The 20,409-nt window shown below is 62.3% G+C and carries 24 protein-coding genes; 1 reads left to right on the top strand and 23 read right to left on the bottom strand.

Translation table 11 applies throughout. The annotated features are described in order from the left end of the window. Window positions 1–15: 15 nt before the first annotated feature. The 3 genes from mazG to larC2 are packed head-to-tail and all read right to left on the bottom strand — an operon-like array spanning window position 16 to window position 1,968. Entirely contained in the window at window positions 16–876 is an 861-nt protein-coding gene (mazG, locus tag CSV91_RS06595; protein ID WP_099432261.1) for a nucleoside triphosphate pyrophosphohydrolase, read from the bottom strand. A 2-nt stretch (window positions 877–878) separates the two neighbouring features. After that, window positions 879–1,427 carry a phosphodiesterase gene (gene yfcE, locus CSV91_RS06600; protein ID WP_099432262.1) on the bottom strand — a complete coding sequence of 183 codons (549 nt, stop codon included), beginning with the start codon at window positions 1,425–1,427 and terminating at the stop codon, window positions 879–881. Window positions 1,428–1,482: 55 nt separating this feature from the next. After that, window positions 1,483–1,968, bottom strand: coding sequence for a nickel pincer cofactor biosynthesis protein LarC2 (larC2, locus tag CSV91_RS06605; RefSeq protein WP_099432263.1), 486 nt, complete (start codon window positions 1,966–1,968; stop codon window positions 1,483–1,485). Between the two features lie 291 nt (window positions 1,969–2,259). Between larC2 and CSV91_RS06610 the strand changes: the two genes are divergently transcribed. Beyond that, the gene (locus CSV91_RS06610) at window positions 2,260–3,171 is read left to right on the top strand and encodes a PHP domain-containing protein (protein ID WP_099432264.1); all 912 of its coding nucleotides are present in this window, start codon (window positions 2,260–2,262) and stop codon (window positions 3,169–3,171) included. 27 nt (window positions 3,172–3,198) lie between these two features. Here CSV91_RS06610 and hisE read toward each other — a convergent pair whose 3' ends face one another. From hisE to CSV91_RS06710, 20 genes are all read right to left on the bottom strand, one after another. Beyond that, on the bottom strand, window positions 3,199–3,516 hold the full coding sequence (gene hisE / locus CSV91_RS06615) for a phosphoribosyl-ATP diphosphatase (protein WP_099432265.1): 318 nt from the start codon (window positions 3,514–3,516) through the stop codon (window positions 3,199–3,201). 15 nt (window positions 3,517–3,531) lie between these two features. Further along, window positions 3,532–3,759, bottom strand: coding sequence for an RDAC family protein (locus CSV91_RS06620; protein WP_099432266.1), 228 nt, complete (start codon window positions 3,757–3,759; stop codon window positions 3,532–3,534). Beyond that, window positions 3,756–4,097 (bottom strand): phosphoribosyl-AMP cyclohydrolase, encoded by a 342-nt coding sequence (gene hisI, locus CSV91_RS06625; protein ID WP_099432267.1) that lies wholly within the window; start codon window positions 4,095–4,097, stop codon window positions 3,756–3,758. The genes CSV91_RS06620 and hisI overlap by 4 nt, the downstream gene beginning before the upstream one ends. Beyond that, entirely contained in the window at window positions 4,098–4,880 is a 783-nt protein-coding gene (gene hisF, locus CSV91_RS06630; protein ID WP_099432268.1) for an imidazole glycerol phosphate synthase subunit HisF, read from the bottom strand. It lies immediately after the preceding gene. A gap of 3 nt (window positions 4,881–4,883) precedes the next feature. Then, on the bottom strand, window positions 4,884–5,627 hold the full coding sequence (locus CSV91_RS06635; protein ID WP_099432269.1) for a 1-(5-phosphoribosyl)-5-[(5-phosphoribosylamino)methylideneamino]imidazole-4-carboxamide isomerase: 744 nt from the start codon (window positions 5,625–5,627) through the stop codon (window positions 4,884–4,886). Beyond that, window positions 5,624–6,325, bottom strand: coding sequence for an imidazole glycerol phosphate synthase subunit HisH (locus CSV91_RS06640; protein WP_099432270.1), 702 nt, complete (start codon window positions 6,323–6,325; stop codon window positions 5,624–5,626). The genes CSV91_RS06635 and CSV91_RS06640 overlap by 4 nt, the downstream gene beginning before the upstream one ends. Before the next feature lie 137 nt (window positions 6,326–6,462). Then, window positions 6,463–7,050: an imidazoleglycerol-phosphate dehydratase HisB gene (hisB, locus tag CSV91_RS06645; protein ID WP_099432271.1), complete on the bottom strand. Its 588-nt coding sequence runs from the start codon at window positions 7,048–7,050 to the stop codon at window positions 6,463–6,465. Then, window positions 7,051–8,166 carry a histidinol-phosphate transaminase gene (gene hisC / locus CSV91_RS06650; protein ID WP_172622459.1) on the bottom strand — a complete coding sequence of 372 codons (1,116 nt, stop codon included), beginning with the start codon at window positions 8,164–8,166 and terminating at the stop codon, window positions 7,051–7,053. A 1-nt stretch (window position 8,167) separates the two neighbouring features. Beyond that, window positions 8,168–9,604 carry a histidinol dehydrogenase gene (gene hisD / locus CSV91_RS06655; RefSeq protein WP_099432273.1) on the bottom strand — a complete coding sequence of 479 codons (1,437 nt, stop codon included), beginning with the start codon at window positions 9,602–9,604 and terminating at the stop codon, window positions 8,168–8,170. A gap of 106 nt (window positions 9,605–9,710) precedes the next feature. Further along, window positions 9,711–11,426, bottom strand: a complete 1,716-nt coding sequence (gene hisG / locus CSV91_RS06660; RefSeq protein WP_099432274.1) for an ATP phosphoribosyltransferase — start codon at window positions 11,424–11,426, stop codon at window positions 9,711–9,713. Window positions 11,427–11,595: 169 nt separating this feature from the next. Continuing rightward, window positions 11,596–12,432, bottom strand: coding sequence for a sugar phosphate isomerase/epimerase family protein (locus CSV91_RS06665; RefSeq protein WP_099432275.1), 837 nt, complete (start codon window positions 12,430–12,432; stop codon window positions 11,596–11,598). An 83-nt stretch (window positions 12,433–12,515) separates the two neighbouring features. Further along, window positions 12,516–13,352, bottom strand: coding sequence for a PTS system mannose/fructose/sorbose family transporter subunit IID (locus tag CSV91_RS06670; RefSeq protein ID WP_099432276.1), 837 nt, complete (start codon window positions 13,350–13,352; stop codon window positions 12,516–12,518). Beyond that, window positions 13,342–14,133: a PTS mannose/fructose/sorbose/N-acetylgalactosamine transporter subunit IIC gene (locus tag CSV91_RS06675; protein WP_099432277.1), complete on the bottom strand. Its 792-nt coding sequence runs from the start codon at window positions 14,131–14,133 to the stop codon at window positions 13,342–13,344. The genes CSV91_RS06670 and CSV91_RS06675 overlap by 11 nt, the downstream gene beginning before the upstream one ends. A gap of 8 nt (window positions 14,134–14,141) precedes the next feature. After that, window positions 14,142–14,612 (bottom strand): PTS sugar transporter subunit IIB, encoded by a 471-nt coding sequence (locus tag CSV91_RS06680; protein ID WP_099432278.1) that lies wholly within the window; start codon window positions 14,610–14,612, stop codon window positions 14,142–14,144. Between the two features lie 16 nt (window positions 14,613–14,628). Further along, on the bottom strand, window positions 14,629–15,045 hold the full coding sequence (locus CSV91_RS06685) for a PTS sugar transporter subunit IIA (RefSeq protein ID WP_099432279.1): 417 nt from the start codon (window positions 15,043–15,045) through the stop codon (window positions 14,629–14,631). 94 nt (window positions 15,046–15,139) lie between these two features. After that, the gene (locus tag CSV91_RS06690) at window positions 15,140–16,201 is read right to left on the bottom strand and encodes an SIS domain-containing protein (RefSeq protein ID WP_099432280.1); all 1,062 of its coding nucleotides are present in this window, start codon (window positions 16,199–16,201) and stop codon (window positions 15,140–15,142) included. Between the two features lie 170 nt (window positions 16,202–16,371). Continuing rightward, entirely contained in the window at window positions 16,372–17,586 is a 1,215-nt protein-coding gene (locus tag CSV91_RS06695) for an MFS transporter (protein ID WP_099432281.1), read from the bottom strand. Between the two features lie 91 nt (window positions 17,587–17,677). Next, window positions 17,678–18,511, bottom strand: coding sequence for a PTS system mannose/fructose/sorbose family transporter subunit IID (locus CSV91_RS06700; protein WP_099432282.1), 834 nt, complete (start codon window positions 18,509–18,511; stop codon window positions 17,678–17,680). Continuing rightward, window positions 18,492–19,265, bottom strand: a complete 774-nt coding sequence (locus CSV91_RS06705) for a PTS mannose/fructose/sorbose/N-acetylgalactosamine transporter subunit IIC (protein ID WP_099432283.1) — start codon at window positions 19,263–19,265, stop codon at window positions 18,492–18,494. The genes CSV91_RS06700 and CSV91_RS06705 overlap by 20 nt, the downstream gene beginning before the upstream one ends. Before the next feature lie 225 nt (window positions 19,266–19,490). Beyond that, the gene (locus CSV91_RS06710) at window positions 19,491–20,381 is read right to left on the bottom strand and encodes a DMT family transporter (protein WP_232049581.1); all 891 of its coding nucleotides are present in this window, start codon (window positions 20,379–20,381) and stop codon (window positions 19,491–19,493) included. Between the last annotated feature and the right edge of the window lie 28 nt (window positions 20,382–20,409).

The raw sequence follows: 20,409 nt of genomic DNA on the forward strand, positions 1-20,409 counted from the left end.
GTCGTTCCCGCAGTCTTACTCCTCCGCCTTTGCGGCATCCCAAAGGTCGTTGAGGCCGTGGGTCGAAAGCTCAGCCAGATCTACATGAGCGTTGGCCGCCATCTGCTCCATCGCGGCCCAACGGCGGCGGAACTTTGCCGTGCTGGCACGAAGGGCACTCTCGGCGTCGATTCCCTCCTTGCGCGCAACGTTGACCAGGGCAAAGAGCAGGTCGCCAAACTCCATCTCGCGCTCGGGCGAGCCGGGAGCCTCGGCCTCAAACTCGGCACGCTCCTCGGCGACCTCGTCCCACACGTCCTGGACCGTCTCCCACTCAAAGCCCACGGCCGCTGCCTTGCGCGACACCTTCTGGGCCTGCATCAGCGCCGGCAGATGCGTGGGCACGCCGTCGAGCAGGCCCTCGGGCGCAGCCTCGCCTGCCGCCACGGCCTTGTCCTTGGCAGCTTTCTCGGCAAGCTTAACCTCGTCCCAGATCTTGAGTACCTCGTCAAAGTTATCGGCATCCGCATCGCCAAACACGTGCGGGTGACGGCGGATGAGCTTGGCGTCGATATCGCGTGCCACATCGGCCAGCGTAAACTCACCGGCGTCCGCCGCAATCTGCGCATGCAGTACCACCTGCATGAGCACGTCGCCGAGCTCCTCGCGCAGATGTGCCACGTCGTCCGCCTCGATGCAATCGAGCGCCTCATAGGCTTCCTCGATCATGTTCTTGCCGATGCTCTGATGCGTCTGCTCGCGGTCCCACGGGCAGCCATCGGGCTGACGCAGACGCCAGATGGTCTGCACCAGATGCTGCAGCTCGGCCGACGCGTCGACCAGCGTGGACAGATCGCGCGAACCCTCGGCATTTTGCTGAGCCATATGCTGCGCCATGGTTATTCTTCCTCCAGGGTCACGTGGCGGAACGCGCCGCCCTCGTAGATGCCGTAGCTGTGCGTGCCGTCCTTGGGAATGCTCACGCTGCCGGGGTTGAAGAGCCACAGGCCCGGGTGCGCCTCGCTTGCCTCGTTAACCTTGATATGCGTGTGGCCGTAGACGAGCGCGGAGCCCTCGGGCAGCGCGGGCGCGTGGTCGACGCTGTTGTGCATGCCGGCGCCAAAGACGTGGCCATGCGTCAGGAACAGCTCGCGGCCGGTCTCGTCGAACAGCGTGGCATAGTCGGCCATGACGGGAAAGTCGAGTACCATCTGGTCGACCTCGGCGTCACAGTTGCCGCGCACCGCGATGATGCGGTCGGCCAGGGCGTTGAGCAGCGGAATCGCACGCTTGGGGGCGTAGTCGCGCGGCAGGTCGTTGCGCGGGCCGTGGTAGAGCAGGTCGCCCAGCAGCACGATGCGGTCGGGCTGCTCGGACTCGATGGCGGCGACCAGGCGCTCGGTCCAATATGCCGAGCCGTGAATGTCGGAAGCGATGAGGTATTTCATGGTGGTCCTTTCGGGTGGGGTTGATGGGGCTGGGCGTGGCGTGCCACCGGCCGCGTTACTCAAATCGCAGTGTCGAGGCTTGTGCCGCCTGCATCACGCGCTGGAGCGGCACGCTATGCTCGCGAGCAAGACGGGCGCAGTCTTCGTACTCGGGAGCCGCGCGCTCGCTGCCGTCGGGCAGGGTCGCCACCTTAACGGATACCTCGCCCCAAGGCGTCGCCACCTGCTCAAAACGACGCGGCAGACAGACGCGCTCCATAACCTGGCGGCGGATGCCGTTGGTCGTGGTTTCCAAAAAGATGGTCATCTGCAGACGGTCAATGTCCTCGCGGGCGCAGATTACCTGCAGCTGCCAGCCGGGACGACCTTTTTTGCAGTAGAGAGGCAGCCAGTGCACTTCGCGGGCGCCCGCCTCGCGCAAGCGGTCGGCGGCATAGGCGAGTACCTCGGGCGACGCATCGTCGATGTCGCACTCTAGCTTGACGATGGTCTCGGGCGCATCGGTCTCGCGGGACAGCGGAGATGTACTTCCACGTTGCATACGGTCCGGATCCTTTCCGCACGGGCTCGTTTTATTCACCCAAACGCTAGCACATCGGACGTGGCACAGGCGTGACTTTCGTCCATCGCCGCCCTCGCCCCTATCCAAACGTGTACGTCAGCCTCCAAACATGTCATTTTTTGTCGGTTTTGGAGGCTGACGTACACGATTTGAGAGCAAGCGAGGCCGCACCGCGCACCCTTTCCAGTCGATTTCGGCACCTCGCGTGCACGACGCGCCGAGACTGCGCTATTACAATGGAGCGGATTCGCTTGACGCAAAGGAGTCGCCATGCCCGCATGCCCGCTGGTTGATTGCCATACCCACACCTCGTTTTCGGACGGCCATGCCTCGTTTGAGGACAACGTTCGCGCCGCCGCTGCGGCCGGCTGCCGCGTCATGGTCTCGACTGACCATCTCACCCTGCCCGCCAGCATGGACGCCAACTGCGAAGTGCAGGTTGTCGAGGGCGACCTGACGGCACATCGTCTGGCCTTTGAGGGCGCCCGCAAACTCGCCGCGCAGATTGCGCCGGAGCTCGAGCTTATCTATGGTTTTGAATGCGATTGGTACGAGGGCTGTGAGCCTTTGGTTGAGCGCTGGTCCCAGGGCGCCGTCGTACGCTTGGGCAGCGTGCATTGGATTGGCGATCCGGGCGATATCATGGCCGGCGCCGCGGGCACGGCGGGAACGGAAAACGTCGCTCGCCCCGATATGCCCGATTCCCTTTGCGGTTGGATCGACGACGACACCAACCTGCACGTTTGGGATAACTTAGGCGTGCGCGGCGTGTGGGAGCGCTACGTCGATGACTGGTGCCGCGCCTGCGAGAGCCCGCTCAACTTTGATGTAATGGCCCACCCCGACCTGGTCATGCGCTTTTCGAAGGAAGGCTTTGCGCCCGATTTTGACCCCGCGCCGTTTTGGGAGCAGATGGCCGAATGCGCCCACGATATGGGTCGCCGCGTTGAGGTCTCGACCGCCGCGCCGCGCAAGGGCCTCGACGACTATTACCCCTCGACGGGGCTGTTGCGTTGCTTCGCCCACGCCGAGGCACCCATCACCTTTGGCTCGGACGCGCACCGCGCCTGCGATATTTGCTGGAACATCCGCGAGGCTCAGGCCCACGCCTACGACTGCGGTTATCGAACCTTCGACATCCCCCACCTCAACGGAGAATGGGAGTCCACGCCCCTCGCCTAACGAGTCATTGGGGACGTTCTTAAGCGACTAGTGGCGGCGGGCGTTGAGTTCGCCGGCCAGCTCGTCGAGGGTGATGCCGTAACGCTCGAGCGTCACGAGCAGGTGGTAGATCAGGTCGCCGGCTTCGTAGCGGATGTGGTCGTGGTCGTTGTCCTTGCAGGCCATGATGACCTCGCTCGCCTCCTCGGCAAGCTTCTTGAGCAGTTCGTCCTCGGCGTCGGTCAGCAGACGAGCGGTGTAGCTCTCCTGTGGCGACGCATCGCGACGACCGTGAATCACCTCGGCCAGTCCCGTCAGCGTCTCGCCGATATTTCCCGGCTGCACGTTAGCTGTTCTGACTCCCATGGTTATTTCCTCTCGTTACTGCAGCGTAAAGTAGGTACCGGTCTCATCGAACCGAGGCTTTGCGCCCTTTTTCTCAAAGAACTCAACGATGACGGCATGGGCCTCATCGAGCCTTTCCTTCTCGGCCTCGAGCCAAAGCGACTGCGCCCCGCAGGCATCAGTCAGGTGCACGCGGCATGGCACGCCCGCGCGGAGGAGCTCGGTGTTGCAGTCGGCGACCTCGAACGGCGTCACGACTTTCATCGCACTCCCCCTTCCACGCGCTTAAAGAAACAGGTACGGTTGCCGGTATGGCAGGCCGGACCTGGCGAGTCGACCTTGACCAGCAGCGTATCGCTATCGCAGTCGGCCCAGAGCTCCTTGACCTCCTGCATGTTGCCGCTCGTCGCGCCTTTGTTCCACAGCTCCTGACGGCTGCGGCTCCAAAACCACGTGGTCCCGGTCTTGAGCGTCAGCCCCACCGACTCCTCGTTCATCCAGGCAACCATAAGCACCTCGCCGGTGTCATATTGCTGAACCACACAAGGAATCAGCCCACGGGCGTCGTATTTAAGCTCGGACGCAGTTGTCACTTGCTCCATTTAAAAATCCAATCTGACAGGGATGCCCTGGCTGGCCATATACTCTTTGACTTCGCGAATGCTGAAGGTTCCAAAGTGAAAGACGCTCGCCGCCAGCACGGCATCGGCCTCGCCCTCAATCACGCCCTCGGCAAAATGCTCGAGCGTGCCCACACCGCCGCTCGCGATGACGGGGATTGGCACCGCGCGGGCCACAGCGCGGGTGAGCGCCAGGTCAAAGCCGGCCTTGGTGCCGTCGCGATCCATACTGGTCAGCAGGATCTCGCCGGCGCCGCGGCGAGCTGCCTCCTCGGCCCACGCCACCGCGTCGATACCCGTGGCGTTGCGGCCTCCTGCGGTAAAGACCTCCCACTTGTCGGCACCGGATGCTCCGGGCAAGCCGACGCGCTTGGCATCGATCGCCACGACCACGGCCTGGCTGCCAAACGCCGCGGCAGCCTGGCTGATCAACGACGGATCGCGCACGGCGGCAGAGTTAAGCGACACCTTGTCGGCACCGGCGGCAACCATGGTCCGCATGCCCGCCAGGTCGCGAAAGCCGCCGCCCACGGTATAGGGGATGGCGAGCTCCTCGGCCGCATGCGCCGCCATCTCAATAGTTGTCGCACGGTTGTCGCTTGTGGCGGTAATATCCAGGAAAACAACCTCGTCTGCACCCTCGCGGTCGTAGGCACGCGCCAGCTCCACCGGATCGCCCGCATCGCGCAGACTCACGAAGTTGACGCCCTTGACCACACGACCGTCCTTAACATCCAGACAGGGAATCACGCGCTTGGTAAGCATTGGCTATTCCTCCCCTCGTGCAGCGGCGAGCGCCTGGGTCAGCGTAAAGTTGCCCTCGTAGAGTGCGCGACCGGTAATGGCACCTTCAATCGCGCCCTCACCCACCGCGGCCAGTGCGCGGATATCGTCGAGCGTCGAGATGCCGCCCGAAGCCACGACGGGAAAGCCCGCGACCTCGGCCACATGGCGATACGCCGCCACGTCGATGCCCGTCTGCATGCCATCACGCGCGATGTCGGTATACACCAGATGCTTAAAACCCAGCTCGGAAAGCTGCGCCACGGCATCGTCGAGTGCCACGCCCGCACCATCGCGCCAGCCGTTCACCTTGACCTGGCCGTCGCGTGCGGCAATGTCAGCCACCAGCAGCTCGCCAAAGCCTTGGGCCGCCACCTCGGCAAAACCCGGCTCGGTCACCAGCACGGTTCCCAGTGCAATGCGGCGAGCGCCGTAGCCGGCCAGCTCGTCGATGCGCGCGAGCGAGCGAACACCGCCGCCCACGTCCACGGACAGGCCGTCGACGCCGCAGATGGCCTCGATCGCTGCCGAGTTGGCAGCGCACGCGTCCTCGTCCTCGCCAAAGGCAGCGGACAGGTCGACGACGTGCACCCAGCTCGCACCCTGCTCGGCAAAGGAGCGGGCGACGGCGACGGGATCGTCGGAATATACCTTGCAGCGGCTCCGGTCGCCGCGCTCCAGGCGCACGACCTTGCCGCCGATCAAATCGATTGCGGGAAACAGGATCATCTGCCAACCTCCTCGACGATGCTCACGAAGTTCTTAAGGATGCGCTGACCCAGCGCAGAGGATTTCTCGGGATGGAACTGGCAGCCCCACACGTTGCCGTGGCGCACGATGCACGGGAAGCTCCGCGTGTAGTGCGTGCGCGCCAGGACGTCGGCGGTATCGGCATCGTCTGCCACCGCGTAGCTGTGGGTGAAGTACATGTTGGCGCCCTCGGCAAAACCGGCGAGCAGCGGGTCGGCCGCGCCGGCAGGCGTCATGTGCACCTGATCCCAGCCCACATGCGGGACCTTCAGACGGCTCGACTCCAGGCGCGTGCACGAGCCACGCATGATGCCCAGGCCATCGACCCAGGGGCCACCGACCTGCTCGGGGGTGTTGCCGTCGGCAACCGCGCCCTCGTCCGCAGGCACGCCCTCGTTGCCGCGCTCAAAAAAGAGCTGAAGGCCCAGGCAGATGCCGAGCAGCGGAGTTCCGGCGGCAACGGCATCGAGCACCGCGTCCGCCTCGCCGCTCTCGCGCATAAAGGCGATCGCGTCGTAGAACGCGCCCACGCCCGGGATGACCAGGCCGTCGGCGTTGCGGATCTGCTCTGGATCGTCCGACGTGCAAGCGGCGGCACCGGCGCGCGCAAGCCCGCGCACAACGCTCGACAAGTTGCCCTTGTGGTAGTCGACCACCACGATCTTCGGTTCGCCCACGCGACCCTCCCTTTTCCCATTCAAAACCTGCCAAAAAGGGACAGGTTAATTTTGGTCGGTTAAACGTTCACCCACCACATGAGACAGCATTCCCGCAGATAAAACCTGCCAAAATAAACCTGTCCCTTTTTGGTAGATTACAGTGAGCCCTTGGTGCTGGGGATGCCCTGCACGCGGGGATCGAGCTCGCAGGCATGGCGCATCGTGCGGCCCACGGCCTTAAAGGCGGCCTCGATAATGTGATGCGAGTTGCCGCCCGCCAGCTCGCGCACGTGCAGCGTGAGCTTGGCATCGCGCGCAAAGCCATAGAAGAACTCGACGGCCAGCTCGGTATCAAAGCTGCCCACGCGCTCGGTCGGCACGGGCAGCTCACAATAGGCCTGCCCGCGGCCCGAGATATCCACAGCGGCCATCACGAGCGTCTCGTCCATGGCAATCGCCGCGTCGGCAAAGCGCGTAATGCCCGCCTTGTCACCCAGCGCTTGGCAAAACGCCTCGCCCAGCACGATGCCCGTGTCCTCGACGGTGTGATGCGCGTCGACATCAACGTCGCCCACCGCATGTACCGTCAAATCGAACAGGCCATGGCGACCAAAGGCGTTGAGCATGTGGTCGAAAAACGGCACGCCGGTCGAGATATCGCACACGCCGCTTCCGTCCAGGTCAAGCTTTACGACGATGTCGGTCTCGCCCGTCTTGCGGGTCACCTCGGCATAGCGGCCCATCTACATCTCCTCCTTCACCAGCGCGGCAAACGCAGCCAGCACCTCATCGTTTTCCTGCGGCGTGCCCACGGTAATGCGCAGACAGTCCGCGAGCCCCGGCGCGTAGCTAAAGTCGCGCACCAAAATCGAATACTCGTCGCGCAGACGCTCGCGCACGCGCGTGGCATGCGGCGTACGCACGAGCACAAAATTCGCCGCACTCGGCCATGCCTCCACGGGCAGGCCCTCGGCAGCCATCGCGCGCAGGGCGCGCAGCTCGCGTTCGCGCTCGGATGCAACCTGTGCCACCACGGGCGCGTACGCATCGCGGGCACGCACGCAGGCAAGCGCGGCGGCTTGGCTCAGCACGTTAACCGAGTAGATCTGGCGAATCGCGGCGAACACATCGATGACCTCGGGCGCCGCGATCACGTAGCCCAGACGCGTGCCGGCGGCGCCAAACGCCTTGGACAGCGTATGCAGAATCACCAGGTTTGGATGCTCGGCGATAAGCCCTTGCGCCGTGGTGGCCGCGCCAAACGAATCGTCGGCAAACTCAACGTAGGCCTCGTCGACCATGACCATGCCGGGGCACGCATCGCACAGGGCCGCGACAAAGTCGAGCGGCGCCACGTCACCCGTGGGATTGTTGGGCGAGGTCACAATGGCGAGGCTGCACTCCGGCGCCGCCGCGAGCACAGCAGCTTGGTCGAGCCTAAAGGTCGCCGGGTCGCGCCACACGTCGCGCACCTCGGTCTGGCACAGAGACGCAAAGAAGGCATACTCGCTAAAGCACGGCGGGCAGTTGAGCAGGGTCCGCCTCGCGCCGCCAAACGCCAGCAGGTAGTTATAGAGTAGCTCGTCGCCGCCGTTGCCCACGCAAATATTCTCGCGCGTCACACCATGCCAGGTAGCCAGCTCGTCGCGCAAGTCGTTCGACATGGGATCGGGGTAGCGGTTGAGCGGCGTGACAGCCAGGGCGGCGTCGACCGCCTCGCGCACGCCGGCCGGCACGGGATAGGTGTTCTCGTTGGCCGAAAGGTTGATGCGCGTGGGCGTAAAGTTGGGATCGTAGGGCTCAATACCGGCCAGGTAGGGCTGGACGAGCTCCTTCATGCGGGGCGTGAGTTCGGCCATATTAGGCCTCCCCGCCGGTCGCGCCAGCGCCATCCGCGCCCGCAGCCGCCAGGTCCACGCCCTCGGCAACCGTCGCCACGGCATCGCCCGGCCAGGCGACCTTGGTCAGGTCGGCCGCGGCCAGCGACTCGGCACTCACGGCATCCTCGCCCTGTTCCAGCACGCGGCGACGCAGGGCGGCGGAAAGCGCGTGCGCCCACAGGCCCTCGGCCTCGGCCAGGCGCTGCGTCGCGGGAGCGTCCGAGAGCAGGCCCTCGGGCGTATAGCAAATGACGCTCGAGCGCTTGACGAACTCTTCCACCGAAAGCGGGTTGGAGAACATGGCCGTGCCGCCGGTCGGCAGCGTGTGGTTGGGACCGGCAACGTAATCGCCAAGCGGCTCGGAGCTCCAAGCGCCCACAAAGATGGCGCCGGCGTTGCGAATGCCGCCAAGCAGGCCCATCGCATCCTTGCAGTGCAGCTCCAGGTGCTCGGGCGCCACGGTGTTCACCGCCTCGACGGCGGCAGCCATGTCGGCGGCCACCACGATGGTGCCCTCGTTATCGAGCGAGGCGCGCGTGATCTCGGCACGCGGGGACTGCGCCACCAGGATATCGATGCCGGCCTCGACCTCGCGCGCAAACTGCTCGTCGCAGGTCACCAGATAGCAGGCCGCCAACGGATCGTGCTCGGCCTGGGCCATCAGGTCGGCCGCGACCACCATGGGCTTGGCCGTGGCATCGGCCAGTACGCAGACCTCGGACGGGCCGGCGACCATATCGATGCCCACGTCGCCCGAGACAATCTGCTTGGCAGCGGCAACAAAGGCGTTGCCCGGACCGGTGATCTTGTCGACGCGCGGAATGGTCTCGGTGCCGTACGCCAGCGCGGCCACGGCCTGGGCGCCGCCCACCATATAGATCTCGTCCACGCCGCCGAGCTTGGCGGCCGCGAGCGTATACGGGCTAATCAGTCCATCCTTTTGCGGTGGGGTTACCATGACCACGCGTTTGACGCCGGCCACCTTGGCGGGAATGGCGTTCATAAGCACGGTGGAAGGGTACTGTGCACGACCGCCCGGCACGTAGATACCGGCCGCAGCAAGTGGGGTCACCTTAACGCCGAGCATCGTGCCGTCCGGGCGCGTGGTAAACCAGCTCTGCTCGACCTCGCGCTGGTGGAACTCGCGAATCTGGCGTGCAGCCTTTTCGAGCGCCGCGACAAAAGCCGGATCGAGGCCTTCGAGCGCGGCATCGATCTGCTCTTGCGGAAGACGGAAGCTCTGCAGCTCAACACCGTCAAAACGCTGGCAGTAATCGCGCACCGCGGCATCGCCGTTGGCACGCACGTTGGCCACGATATCGCGGGCGGCGTCGACGATGTTTTGCGGCAGCACGCCCTTGCGGTTGAGCTGGTTGGTAACGAGGCGCTCACCGGGAGCAAGCTTGATAGTCTTCATATCGGTATCCCCTATCAGTCGAGGTTTTTGTTCGAAAAACGAGAGACCGGGCGGCGGCGTCAGTCGGCCCGCCGCCCGGACGTTGGGGCGCCCGTGCGTGCTCGCGCTATTGTGCCGAGCCCGCAACGGGCTCAAAATGCTTGTCCTTCACGGCTGCCGCCAAGCGATCTGCCAGATTGCGTACGCGCGGATCCAGACGTGCGGCACCCGGATTGACAAAGAAGCGGGCCGTGCAGTCCATAATGCGACCAGTAATAACGAGGTCGTTATCGCGCAGCGTGGCGCCCGTGGCGGTAATATCCACGATGCGATCGGTCATGCCGACGATGGGACCCAGCTCAATGTTGCCGTGCAGCGAGACGATATCGGCGTTCACGCCGCGCTCGGCATACCAGGCGCTCGCGATGCGCGGATACTTGGTGGCCACGCGAAGCGACCCGCGACGGGCATAGTTGCGCTCGGCCTGGCCGGCGCGCCACGCGGGCTCCGCCTCAATGAAAGTGCACAGGCCGTAACCCAGATCGACCAACTGCAGCAGGTTGAGGTCTGCCTCGATAAGCGAGTCCCAACCGCAGATGCCGCAATCGGCACCGCCGCAGCCCACAAAGGCGGGCGCATCGCTGGGACGCACGATGACAAACTCGATATCGCCGACCGCGCCCTTACCGGCACGCGTGTCGCGGCCGCGCACGATCAGGTGACGGCCGGGGTCGCGCAACTCAGAGACGTCTAAGCCCGCGGCCTCGAGCACGTCGAGCGTATCGGCCTTGAGCGAGCCCTTGGGCACGGCGATGCGTAGCGGGCCCTCGGCGCCACGGCCCACGGCGTGGTCGCCATCGGGGGCGGCGTCCTCGGCCGAGGTGCGCGCGGCCTCCAGACGCTCGAGCGAAAAGGCGAAACCCGCCGCCGGCACCTCGATGCCGTCGCCAAATGCGCCGGTAAAGATGGAGTCGTAGCGGCCGCCCGAACCGACCGGATCGGGCAGGCCGCCGGCATAGGCCTTAAAGACCAGGCCCGTGTAGTAATCAAACGAGTTCATGATGGAGAAGTCGAAGGACAGCACCTGGGCGTCCCCGGGAGCCAGGCCCTCGACCAGAGCACGCAGCTCACTCGTGAGCGGCGCGACGATGCCCGCCGCCGCCAGAAGCACATCGACGCGGTCGAGTACCTCGGCGCCGCCGTGCAAGCGCGGCAGCTCGCTAATGGCAACCTTGACGGCATCGGACTCGGCGCTTGCCGCCACGCGGGCATCGAGGCCCACAAAGTCGTTGGCGTGCACGCAGCGCAGGGCCTCGGCAGCCAGCTCGCGATCCTCACACGCCGCGAGCAGCTCCTTAAAAGGACGAACGCTACCTGCGATAATGCGCGCACCGGGCAGCGCTAGCTCGCGCACGGCCTCGGCTACCAGCGAGACAATCTCGACATCGCCCGCGGTATCGCCCGCGCCGATGAGCTCAAAGCCCAGCTGCGTAAACTGACGCGAGCCGCCTGCGTTGCGCTGGCACTCGCGAACCACCGGCGCCTCGTAGCGCAGGCGCAGGGGCAGGTCGGCCGCGCGCATGCGGGTCGAAACCAAGCGCACGATCGGCAACGTATTGTCGGGACGGACCACCAGCAGGCGCCCATCGTCGTCGAAGAGTTTAAACGGCGTGTCCGCAATGCGGCCGCCTTCCTCGAGCGAACCCTTGTCCTCGAGCAGCGGCGTCTCGACCGGCAGGTAATGATGCTCCCTAAAGCAGCCCTTCACCGTCAGCGCAATCTCCTCGCGCGCCTGAGCCTCATCGGGCAATATGTCCCGAAATCCCCACGGTGTGGCCGTCATCTGGTGAGCCTCCTCATGCTGTGCTTCGTATAGAACAGAAGACCGGCGTAGCTCCGCCGGTCTTCTGGGTACTTTAGCATACTAGAGTGCTTGCGGGGAAAATCCGTCGCAGCCGCTCACACCGTATTCATCTGGAAACATAGGGCAGGTTGCCGCAGCCCGACCCCACCTAGGCGCCAATCGCACGACGATACTCTGCCATTACCTGCGCATCGGCAGCTGCGGGGTCGGCAAAATAGCGCCCGTCATAGGTCTCGGCCGAAACAACTCCGCGATAGCCGCGCACCACCAGCCTATCCAGGTCGGCGCGCATATCGCGGTCGCCGTCACCCCAGGCAAGATGCGTCGTGCCATCTGCCGCAACATCGACAAAATGCACGTGGGCGACATCATCGCCAAGCAGATCGAAATAATCGTCGATGGTATCCCCCGCCACCGCCATGGCGCCCATATCCAGACACGCCTTAAGTGCCGGATGGTCAACTGCCTCGATCATGCGCTTCGTGTCGGCCGCCAAGTTCACGATCATCGACTCAACCGGCTGTAGGGCCTCGAGCACCAGTCGCACGCCGCGTTCTCCCGCATGCTCGGCAATCGCACGCAGCATCGAGGCACTGCGACCCCACGCGTCTTCGATCGGCTCGTTCAAAAATGCCCAGCCGCTCGAGACCATGACCTGCTCGGCTCCAAGTTCCGCCGCGATATCCACAACGTTCTTAAAGTACGCGAGCGTGCGGGTACGCGCTTCATTCCCGCGCGCCGCGATATTCCACGGCTTGGGGTTGTTCTGTTCGGGACAAAGCCCCACAATCCGAACCCCATACCGCTGTGACAGCTCCCGCACCTGCTCGATCGAATCGTATCCATGGCAATCGACATACAGATGCATCGCCCCGGTCCAAAGCTCGCAACACGTGTAGCCCGAGGCCGCAGCCGAGGAAAAGAATTCCTCAAGGTCAAAATAACGATGGCTGATATTCATGACGGCAAGCTGCGGATACTCCATCTTGTCCACCTTTCGGCAAAAGGGCGCCGCAGCACAATGTGCGCGACGCCCCCTCTTACATTGTTTTAATTATGACGGATGCCCTACTGAACACCAAGCACTCCAAAGAACGCGCCGGCGATACTCACGAGTAGGATTACGAGCATGATGAGCAGCGGATTCATCTTCTTCTTGAGCATGAGATAGACAATTCCAAACAGTCCCATCGTGACAAAGCCCGGGAAGATTCCGTTGAGCAGCTCGGCGAGCGTCTGAGCGCCATCGCCCGCGCCGACCATGAGCGGAATGTCCACGGTGACCATCTCCATGGTCATAGCGCCGATCACCATGGCGCCCATGATAGAGGCCATCTTGACGATCGTGTCCATAATGCCCGATTCCTGGACCTTGCTGATCATGTCCGAGCCAAAGCGATATCCCACAAACGTCAGCAGGTAACGGATGATGTAGTGGGGGACGTTGAACACGAGCAAGAACAAAATCGGGCCAAGAATAGAGCCCTGCAGCGCCAGCGACGTGCCGACACCCGTTGCCAAAATTCGCAGCGTACCCCAGTAGAAGGCATCGCCCACGCCGGACAGCGGTCCCATCAAAGCAAGCTTGACATTAGAGATCGCGCTCGTGTCAAAGTTATCTTCGGTGGCGTTGACTTCTTCCATTGCGGCAGCAATGGACATGGGGAGCGTCGAGATATACGGCGTGACGTTATAGAGCTCCATATGGCGCTTGAGTGCGGCCTTAAAGTCCGCATCCTGCGGATACAGCTTGCGAAGGATCGGCATAAGGGCCCACATAAAGCCGATATGGCCCATACGCTCGTAGTTCCAGGAATGCTCATAGGGAATCGAGCGCCAGAACAGCTTCTTAAGGTCTGCGCGGGAAATCAGCCCGTCGTAGGAAGACTCAAACTTAAAACTCATCGAACCCACTCCCAATCGCAGGATCCTCGGTTGCCACTGCGGGCTGCTCCGCCTTTTTCTTGTCACCCAAAACCGTCATCGCGACGACGATAATCGCGGCAAAGATCGCCACGCCCGTCGTGCTAATGCCAAAGTAGGCGACGAGGAAGAAGCCAGCGAAGAAGAACGGAGCCACTGTTTTGTTCATAATCATCTGCGCCAGCATCGCAAAGCCGAGTGCGGGCAAGAAGGCGGCGGCGACATCCATGCCGGTCTGAACGAAATCGGGGATGATGTTGAGCAGGCTGACAACAGCATCGGCGCCAAAGAAGAATGCCAGGGGAATGATCAGCAGGCCGCACCAGCTCTGCGCGTAACCGGCGATGAGCATGTTGCGCGTGATGGCCTTGGTGTCTCCGTCCTCGACGTTTTTGTCGATACGGTGCACCAGCAGCAGCATGACCGGCTGGCCCAGGGCCGTATCGAGCGCCAGGACGATCGTTGCGATGGGAATGCCCAGGGTCAGGGCCGCCGAAGCGTCCGCGCCGGCCTGCATGGCAAGCGACACGCCCAGAATGGTTCCGGAAATCGTATCGGGCGGGTTATACGCACCGACCGAGATGGCACCGACCATGGCAAGCTCCATCGTGGCGCCCATAATGGTGCCGGTCACCACATCGCCCATGACAAGGCCGACCAACGGTCCGAGCACAATGGGGCGCTGAAGGTAACTCGTACCGGTCAGCCACTCGGAATAGCCCAAAAGGGCAATCAGGAAAATCAGGATCGTCTTGATAACCATGACAGCCCCTAACCGATGACCTTTGCGGCGTCAGTCTTCGCATCCGCCGGAATCATCTGAATGAACAGCTCATAGCCCTCGCCGAGCAGCTCCTTCACGTAGGCCTCGTTCTCGGGCGTAAGGAATACGCTCGTCGAGACCTGGCGGGCATCCTCGCTAAAGGCCACATTGCCGAGGTTGATCTTCTTGACGCCCATCGCCTTGGCGACGGCACCGGCCTGCTGGATCGTCTCGCAAACCACGAAGAGCTTGTACTTGTCGGTCACACCGCTCTGAAGCGCCTTGACGGCGTCCTCGGTGTTTTTGACAACGACCTTGCAGCCCTCCGGCTTTGCAAGGGACAGGGCCTGCAGACGAAGCTTGTCGTTGAGGACCGTGTCGCTCACTAACAGGATGCAGTCGGCACCCAGAGCCGAGGTCCAGCTAACGGCAACCTGGCCGTGAAGCAGTCGATAGTCCACGCGTATCATCTGAATCATGATGTGCTCCTAACGATTAAAACTCATCGAGTTCGGCCTGCCCCAGCAGGTCGTTGACGTACTTGACCTTGGTGTCGTCCGCCTCGACGATCTGGCGAATGGCCTCATCGATCGGGGTGGAGTCGGGCACGAACAGCAGCTGAATAAGGAGCGGCAGGTTCATATTGGTCACCAGGTGCGTGTTGGGGCGCGTCTGGACGATCTTGGTGAACTCGTTGTTGACGCTGCCGCCAAAGAGGTCGGTGCAAACGACGACCTCATCGTCCGCGGCAAAGCCGTCCAGAATCGATGCGGCCTCCTTGACCAGGTCCTCGTTTCCGTCGACATACATAGACAGCGCATGGACGTTCTCGCGCTCGCCCGAGAGTAGCCCGATGCTCTCGACGATTCCGGACGCAAAATGAGCATGGGATGCAACGATAAACTGCCTCATTCGATTCCCCTTTCTTGCAAACTTCGGCATAAAAATGCCCGGACGCATGCGCCCGGGCAGGGTGCTTCTTGATCAGTAGCTAATTTGTCGCCGATTAGTAATCGAACTGGTGATAGTAGCGACGGTAGTTGAGGTTGTGCTTGGTGACCGTCTCGTAGTAAGCGGCAAGGCGATCGGTGATCAGCGAGGAGAGGATCCACGGAGACACGATGACGCGGAACTCGTCGTCAAGGCCGGGGATGCCGAACTCGGCGGTGTCGATGATGTTGATGTCGGTGTCGCCGGTCACGCCGCGGTTGAGGAACGCGCGGACGCGCTCGTCGAGCTTGCGGTTCTCGTCCTCGCCCATGAACAGGAAGACCGGGACGCCCGGCTCCACGAGCTCGAGGGTGCCGTGGAAGAAGTCGGCCGAGGTGATGTAGCGGGTGCGCTTCCACTGCATCTCCTCGAGGATGCACATCGAGAACAGGATCGTCTCGCCCCAAAGGGCGCCGGAGCCGATGAACATGGTGTAGGGGGCCAGGGCGTACTTCTTGGCGAGCTCCTCGGCGCGCGGCTCGAAGCTCTTGCGGATGTCGACCAGGTGGGTCCAAACGTCCTTGGTCTGCTCGATGAACTTATCGAACTGCGGGAAACAGCCGCGGCGGTTGAGCAGGCGCAGGCCGAAGCAGTCGGCGAGGTAGTAGCCCATCTCGCAGCCACCGTTACCATGATCGGAGGCCATCTTGACGCAATTCTCGGCGCCGACAGCCTGGCCGATGAGACCCTCGGGCTTGGTCATGGCGTAGACACGAATGCCCTTTTCCTTCATCTTCTTGACGGCCTCGAGGACCTCGGGGGTGGTGCCGGACTCGGAGGCGGTGAGCACGACGGACTTCTCGGTCATGCGCTTGTGGCCGGAGACGTTCCACTCGGCGGCGTGGATCAGGTAGACCTCGAGGTCGCGGTCGCCGAACTTGTTCATGAGGTACTCGAGCTGCATGAGCTCGTCCCAGGTGCCGCCGACGCCCATCAGGAACACGGCGTCGTAGCCCTCGTCGGCGACCTTGTCGGCGAGCGCGGTCATCTTCTTGCCGGCCTCGTAGACGTTCTTGCCGTCCTCGACGTAGCCCTCCTGGCTAAAGTGCATGATCTCGATCTTCTCGGTTTCCTTCATTGCTTTTCCTTTCTGTCTTGCACGCGAATCTATACATCGCGTTTCTTTTCGATACCAATTATAGACATACACCTAACGTGGTTTTAATACCACTTTTCAATCTGCCCCAATCCTCGGTAAACGGTCGAAATTCCCTGGTGAGTGGTATTAAATTAGAATTTGATGTATAGCTAACGCCCCTGGCGTCTCCCTTGTGTGACAAAGAATAGCGTTCCTACCAGCGCAATAATGGTCGATGCCCCAAACAATACCGTCTGGACGCCCAAAGCCTCCGCCAAAAACGGAGCCGCCAGCAGCGGCACCACGCCGGCGCTCATCAGGCCAAAACGCACAAAGCCGGTAATGCGCCCCAGGTATTTGATGTCGGCGCGCTCCTGAATCAAGATCATCTGCAGCGGTTCCAGGAACCCCCAGGCCAGACCGTTAATCGCCTGACCGATAATCGCGACCCCCAGCATATCGGTGCCCACGTACACCATGGACCCAATACCCACGGCCATGAGCGCGCCGAGCAGCAATCGCAGGTTGACATGGCGAGCAGAAAGCTTGGTCAGGATGAACGCACCCACCGAGGAAGTGAGGCCCACGACCGAGGACAGCCAGCCCAGCCAGACGATATCCACGTTGAGCACATCGCGATAGAACAACGACTCCAGCGAATCGAACGCGCCAAACGCAAAGAAACCCAAAAAGCCCGAGATAAAGATGAGACGCAGGTCGTGGTCGCGAAACGTAAGTCGCGCACCCTCGGCCATGCCGCCCAGAATACCTCCCTTCGGCTTCTCCCCTTTTGGGGGAGCAACACGCTCGTGACAGCCCAAGGAGAGCACGGCCGCCACACCCATCATGCCCGCCATGAGCAGATAGACCGATTGCGTGGCAAAACAGCTCACGATGGCACCACCGAGCAGCGGGCCAGCGGTATAGGCGATATTGCTGTAAAACACCATGAGACCGTTCACACGAGTACGGCCCTCGGTGGTCGACTCTAGATATCCCGGAAACGCATGCGTGCAGGTGTTGATAAAGCCGCCCGCAAGTCCCAAGACGCACGCGGCAAACACAAGCCCGGGGACAGACAACGGCGCCAACCCCACGCCAAGCGATAGCACCGCCGTAATCACGCACGTCACAAACGACGTCCGGCGCGGTCCAAAGCGGTCGATGACCGAGCCCGACACCATATTGCCCACCGACGTCATAAGATTGCGAGCGAGCGTAATGGCAGCAACCAAAAAGGCCGTGCCAGCCAGATCATACGTGGCCGCACCGATAAGCCCCAAAAAGTAGACCGCGTTGTTGGCGCACCACTGCAGGGACTCAATAAGAATCAGCCTGACCTCTGCCGGCGTCAGGCGCATTGCTTCGCGATCCTTCGCGAACATACGAACTCCTTCTATACAAAAAGGGGATGGAGGGCATAGGCCTGCCCCATCCCCTTTCCAGGTTGAAACGAAAATCTATGCAGTCAGGCCCTTACGCCAGCACGCCGAAGAACGCGCCGACGATGCCCACGACCATGGTGGCCACGATCAGCACCATGGGGTTGATCTTCTTGGACAGCAGCCAGTAGTACAGCCAGAAGGCGAGCATGCCGAGCATGCCGGGCATGATGCCGTCCAGGATGTCCTGGAGGGTCTGGGCGTCCTCGCCCGAGCCGATGGCCACCGGGATGCTGGCCCAGAACATGTCCTTGCACATGGCGCCCACGACCATGACGCCCACGATGCCGACGCAGGTCATGATCTTCTGCATGAGGCCGGTCCTCTGGGCCTCGTCCAGGAAGCCCACGCCCAGCTCGTAGCCCTTGACGGCGCCCCAGACGCGCAGCGCGAAGCCGGGGACGTTGTAGATGAGCAGGAAGGCGATGGGGCCGAAGGGGTTGCCGGCCTGGCACAGGCTGATGCCCACCGCGGCGGCGACCACGCGCAGCGTCGACAGGAAGATGGAGTCGCCGATGCCGGACAGCGGGCCCATGAGGGCGGCCTTGACGTCGTTGACGCTCTCGGGCTCGATCTCGCCGCGGGCGACCTTCTCCTCCATGGCCATCGCGATGCCGCCGACGAACGGGGCGAACTGGACGGTGATGTTGAAGAACGCGCAGTGGCGGTGCAGGGCCTCGGCGTAGTCGTCGGGGCGGCCGGCGTAGATCTTCTTGAGCATGTTGGCGACCATCAGGCAGAAGGCGATGTTCATCTGCTTGTAGTAGGTCCAGGAGAACTCCATGCCCAGGGCGCCGACGTTGACGGCGCTCTTGACGAGGTCGGAGCGCGTGATCTTGTTCTCGGGACTAGAAGTCATCGTCCTCATCCCCTTCCGCGGAGAGCTGGGGCTGGGCTCCGCCCAGGCCGAGCAGGTCGAACTTGTCGATGCCGATGATGATGGCGATCAGGGCGACGCCCAGGACGGGCACGTTGGCGTAGGAGCACAGCAGGAAGCCCAGGAAGTAGAAGGGCACGAGCTGCTTGGTGAGCACCAGGCGGCCGAGCATGGCGAAGCCCATGGCCGGCAGGATGTTGGCGGCAACGCCGCAACCGTCGATGATGAAGGGCGGGATGAAGTCGAGCAGACCCTGAATGGCGTCGGAACCCAGATAGAAGGCGCCGCCGCACAGCAGGAAGTACTCAACGCAACCCCAAATTCCAATTCCCCAGTGAACGGCGTAGATGCCTTTGAGGTTTCCCTTGAGGGCAAACTTGTCTGCCATGTCGACAAACACGGGGAACAAGGCGTTGGTAATGTTGCCGATCGTCAACGAAAGGACGGCGATGGGCATGGCGAGCGCGATGGCCGTCTCGGTACCCTGGCCGAGCTGGATGGCAAACGCACAGGCGAGCACGCCGCCGACGGTTTCGTTAGGCGGCACGTAGGCGCCGATGGAGATCGAGCCCATGAACAGCAGCTCCAGGCTGGCGCCAACGGCAAGGCCAGTCTGCAGGTCCCCCAGCGCCAGGCCCACGAGCGGGCACAGGACGATGGGGCGGAACGCGTAGAGGGTGCCGAGCTGGTAGTCGAGGCATCCAAACGCTCCGACTAAGCCGACGAGGATTGCTTGGACAAGCATAATTCCTCCCAATAAGGAATATCGAACCGTCGTCACTCCCGTCGCGCGCGTTGCTGATATCAATTCCGGGAGTTCGATCACACGGCTCGAAGCGTACCTGGTGTGCTGCTAACACCCATGCCAGGTACAAATGATTTGATACCAATTATAGGTATGCAGGTTCTTACTATTTAATACCACTCGCCCAGCGGGGTGTTTTTTACCGTAAACGGCAGACGTATCCCATCAGGCACGTTCCTTGTTTCGGTGGCGGACAAGCGCCACCAGAAAGCCATCGCCAAAGGCATCGGATGCCAAGTTGGCTACAATCACCAAAACGATAATCGCCGCGCCCAAAAACTCGTTCCAGTGAAATACCTCGCCAAAGAGGAGCGCCGACCAGCAGGGAGCGAGCACGACCTCGCTCATGCAGACCAAGTTGGCCGCAAACGCGTTGGTGCGCGCAATCCCTTTGGCATACAGCACGCTCGCAAGACCGCTGCAAAAAAGGCCATGCACCAGCATGAGCCCCCACTCAAAGGGTTTCACGGAGTCTAGGGTGCCGGCAAAATAGACAATCGGCAGCATCGAGATACCGCAGGAGATGAGCGAGGACACCATGGGCGACGCATCGGGGCGAGAGTTCAAAAAGAAACACAGCCCAAAGGTGGCGCCCGAAATGACGGCAAGCAGGTTGCCGAGCATGCCCTCGGCACTCAAATCGCCTAAAAAGAAAAGTCCCATACCCGTAAAAGCAACCACCACGGAGGCAATCTTCGCAGGCGAGGGCAACGTGCGAGTTGCGAGCGATTGATACACGATAACGAAAATCATCGAGGTGTACTGCAGGACGATTGCGTTGCCGACCGTCGTGAGCTGGTTGGCAAAGTTAAACGTGGTGCCCGTTACGAAGTTACAGACGGCCACAAGGACAATAAGACGACTGACGCGGAGGACAGGCCTGCCGACGAGCAGGATAAAGAGCGCCATAAATATTGCCGTGACGGCACCGATCAAAAGAGCTGACTGCGAATTGGCGCGAACGAGGATGCCGATAAAACTCCACAAGAGCGCCGTGCCAAATAGATACATCGCCCCGCTCACGCCATTATCGGGTGGATTGTCAGATAGAATCACGAAGCACCTCCAGCTAGCTTTCGGTAAT

This window comes from Collinsella aerofaciens (genome assembly GCF_002736145.1).
Taxonomy (GTDB): Bacteria; Actinomycetota; Coriobacteriia; order Coriobacteriales; family Coriobacteriaceae; genus Collinsella; species Collinsella aerofaciens_A.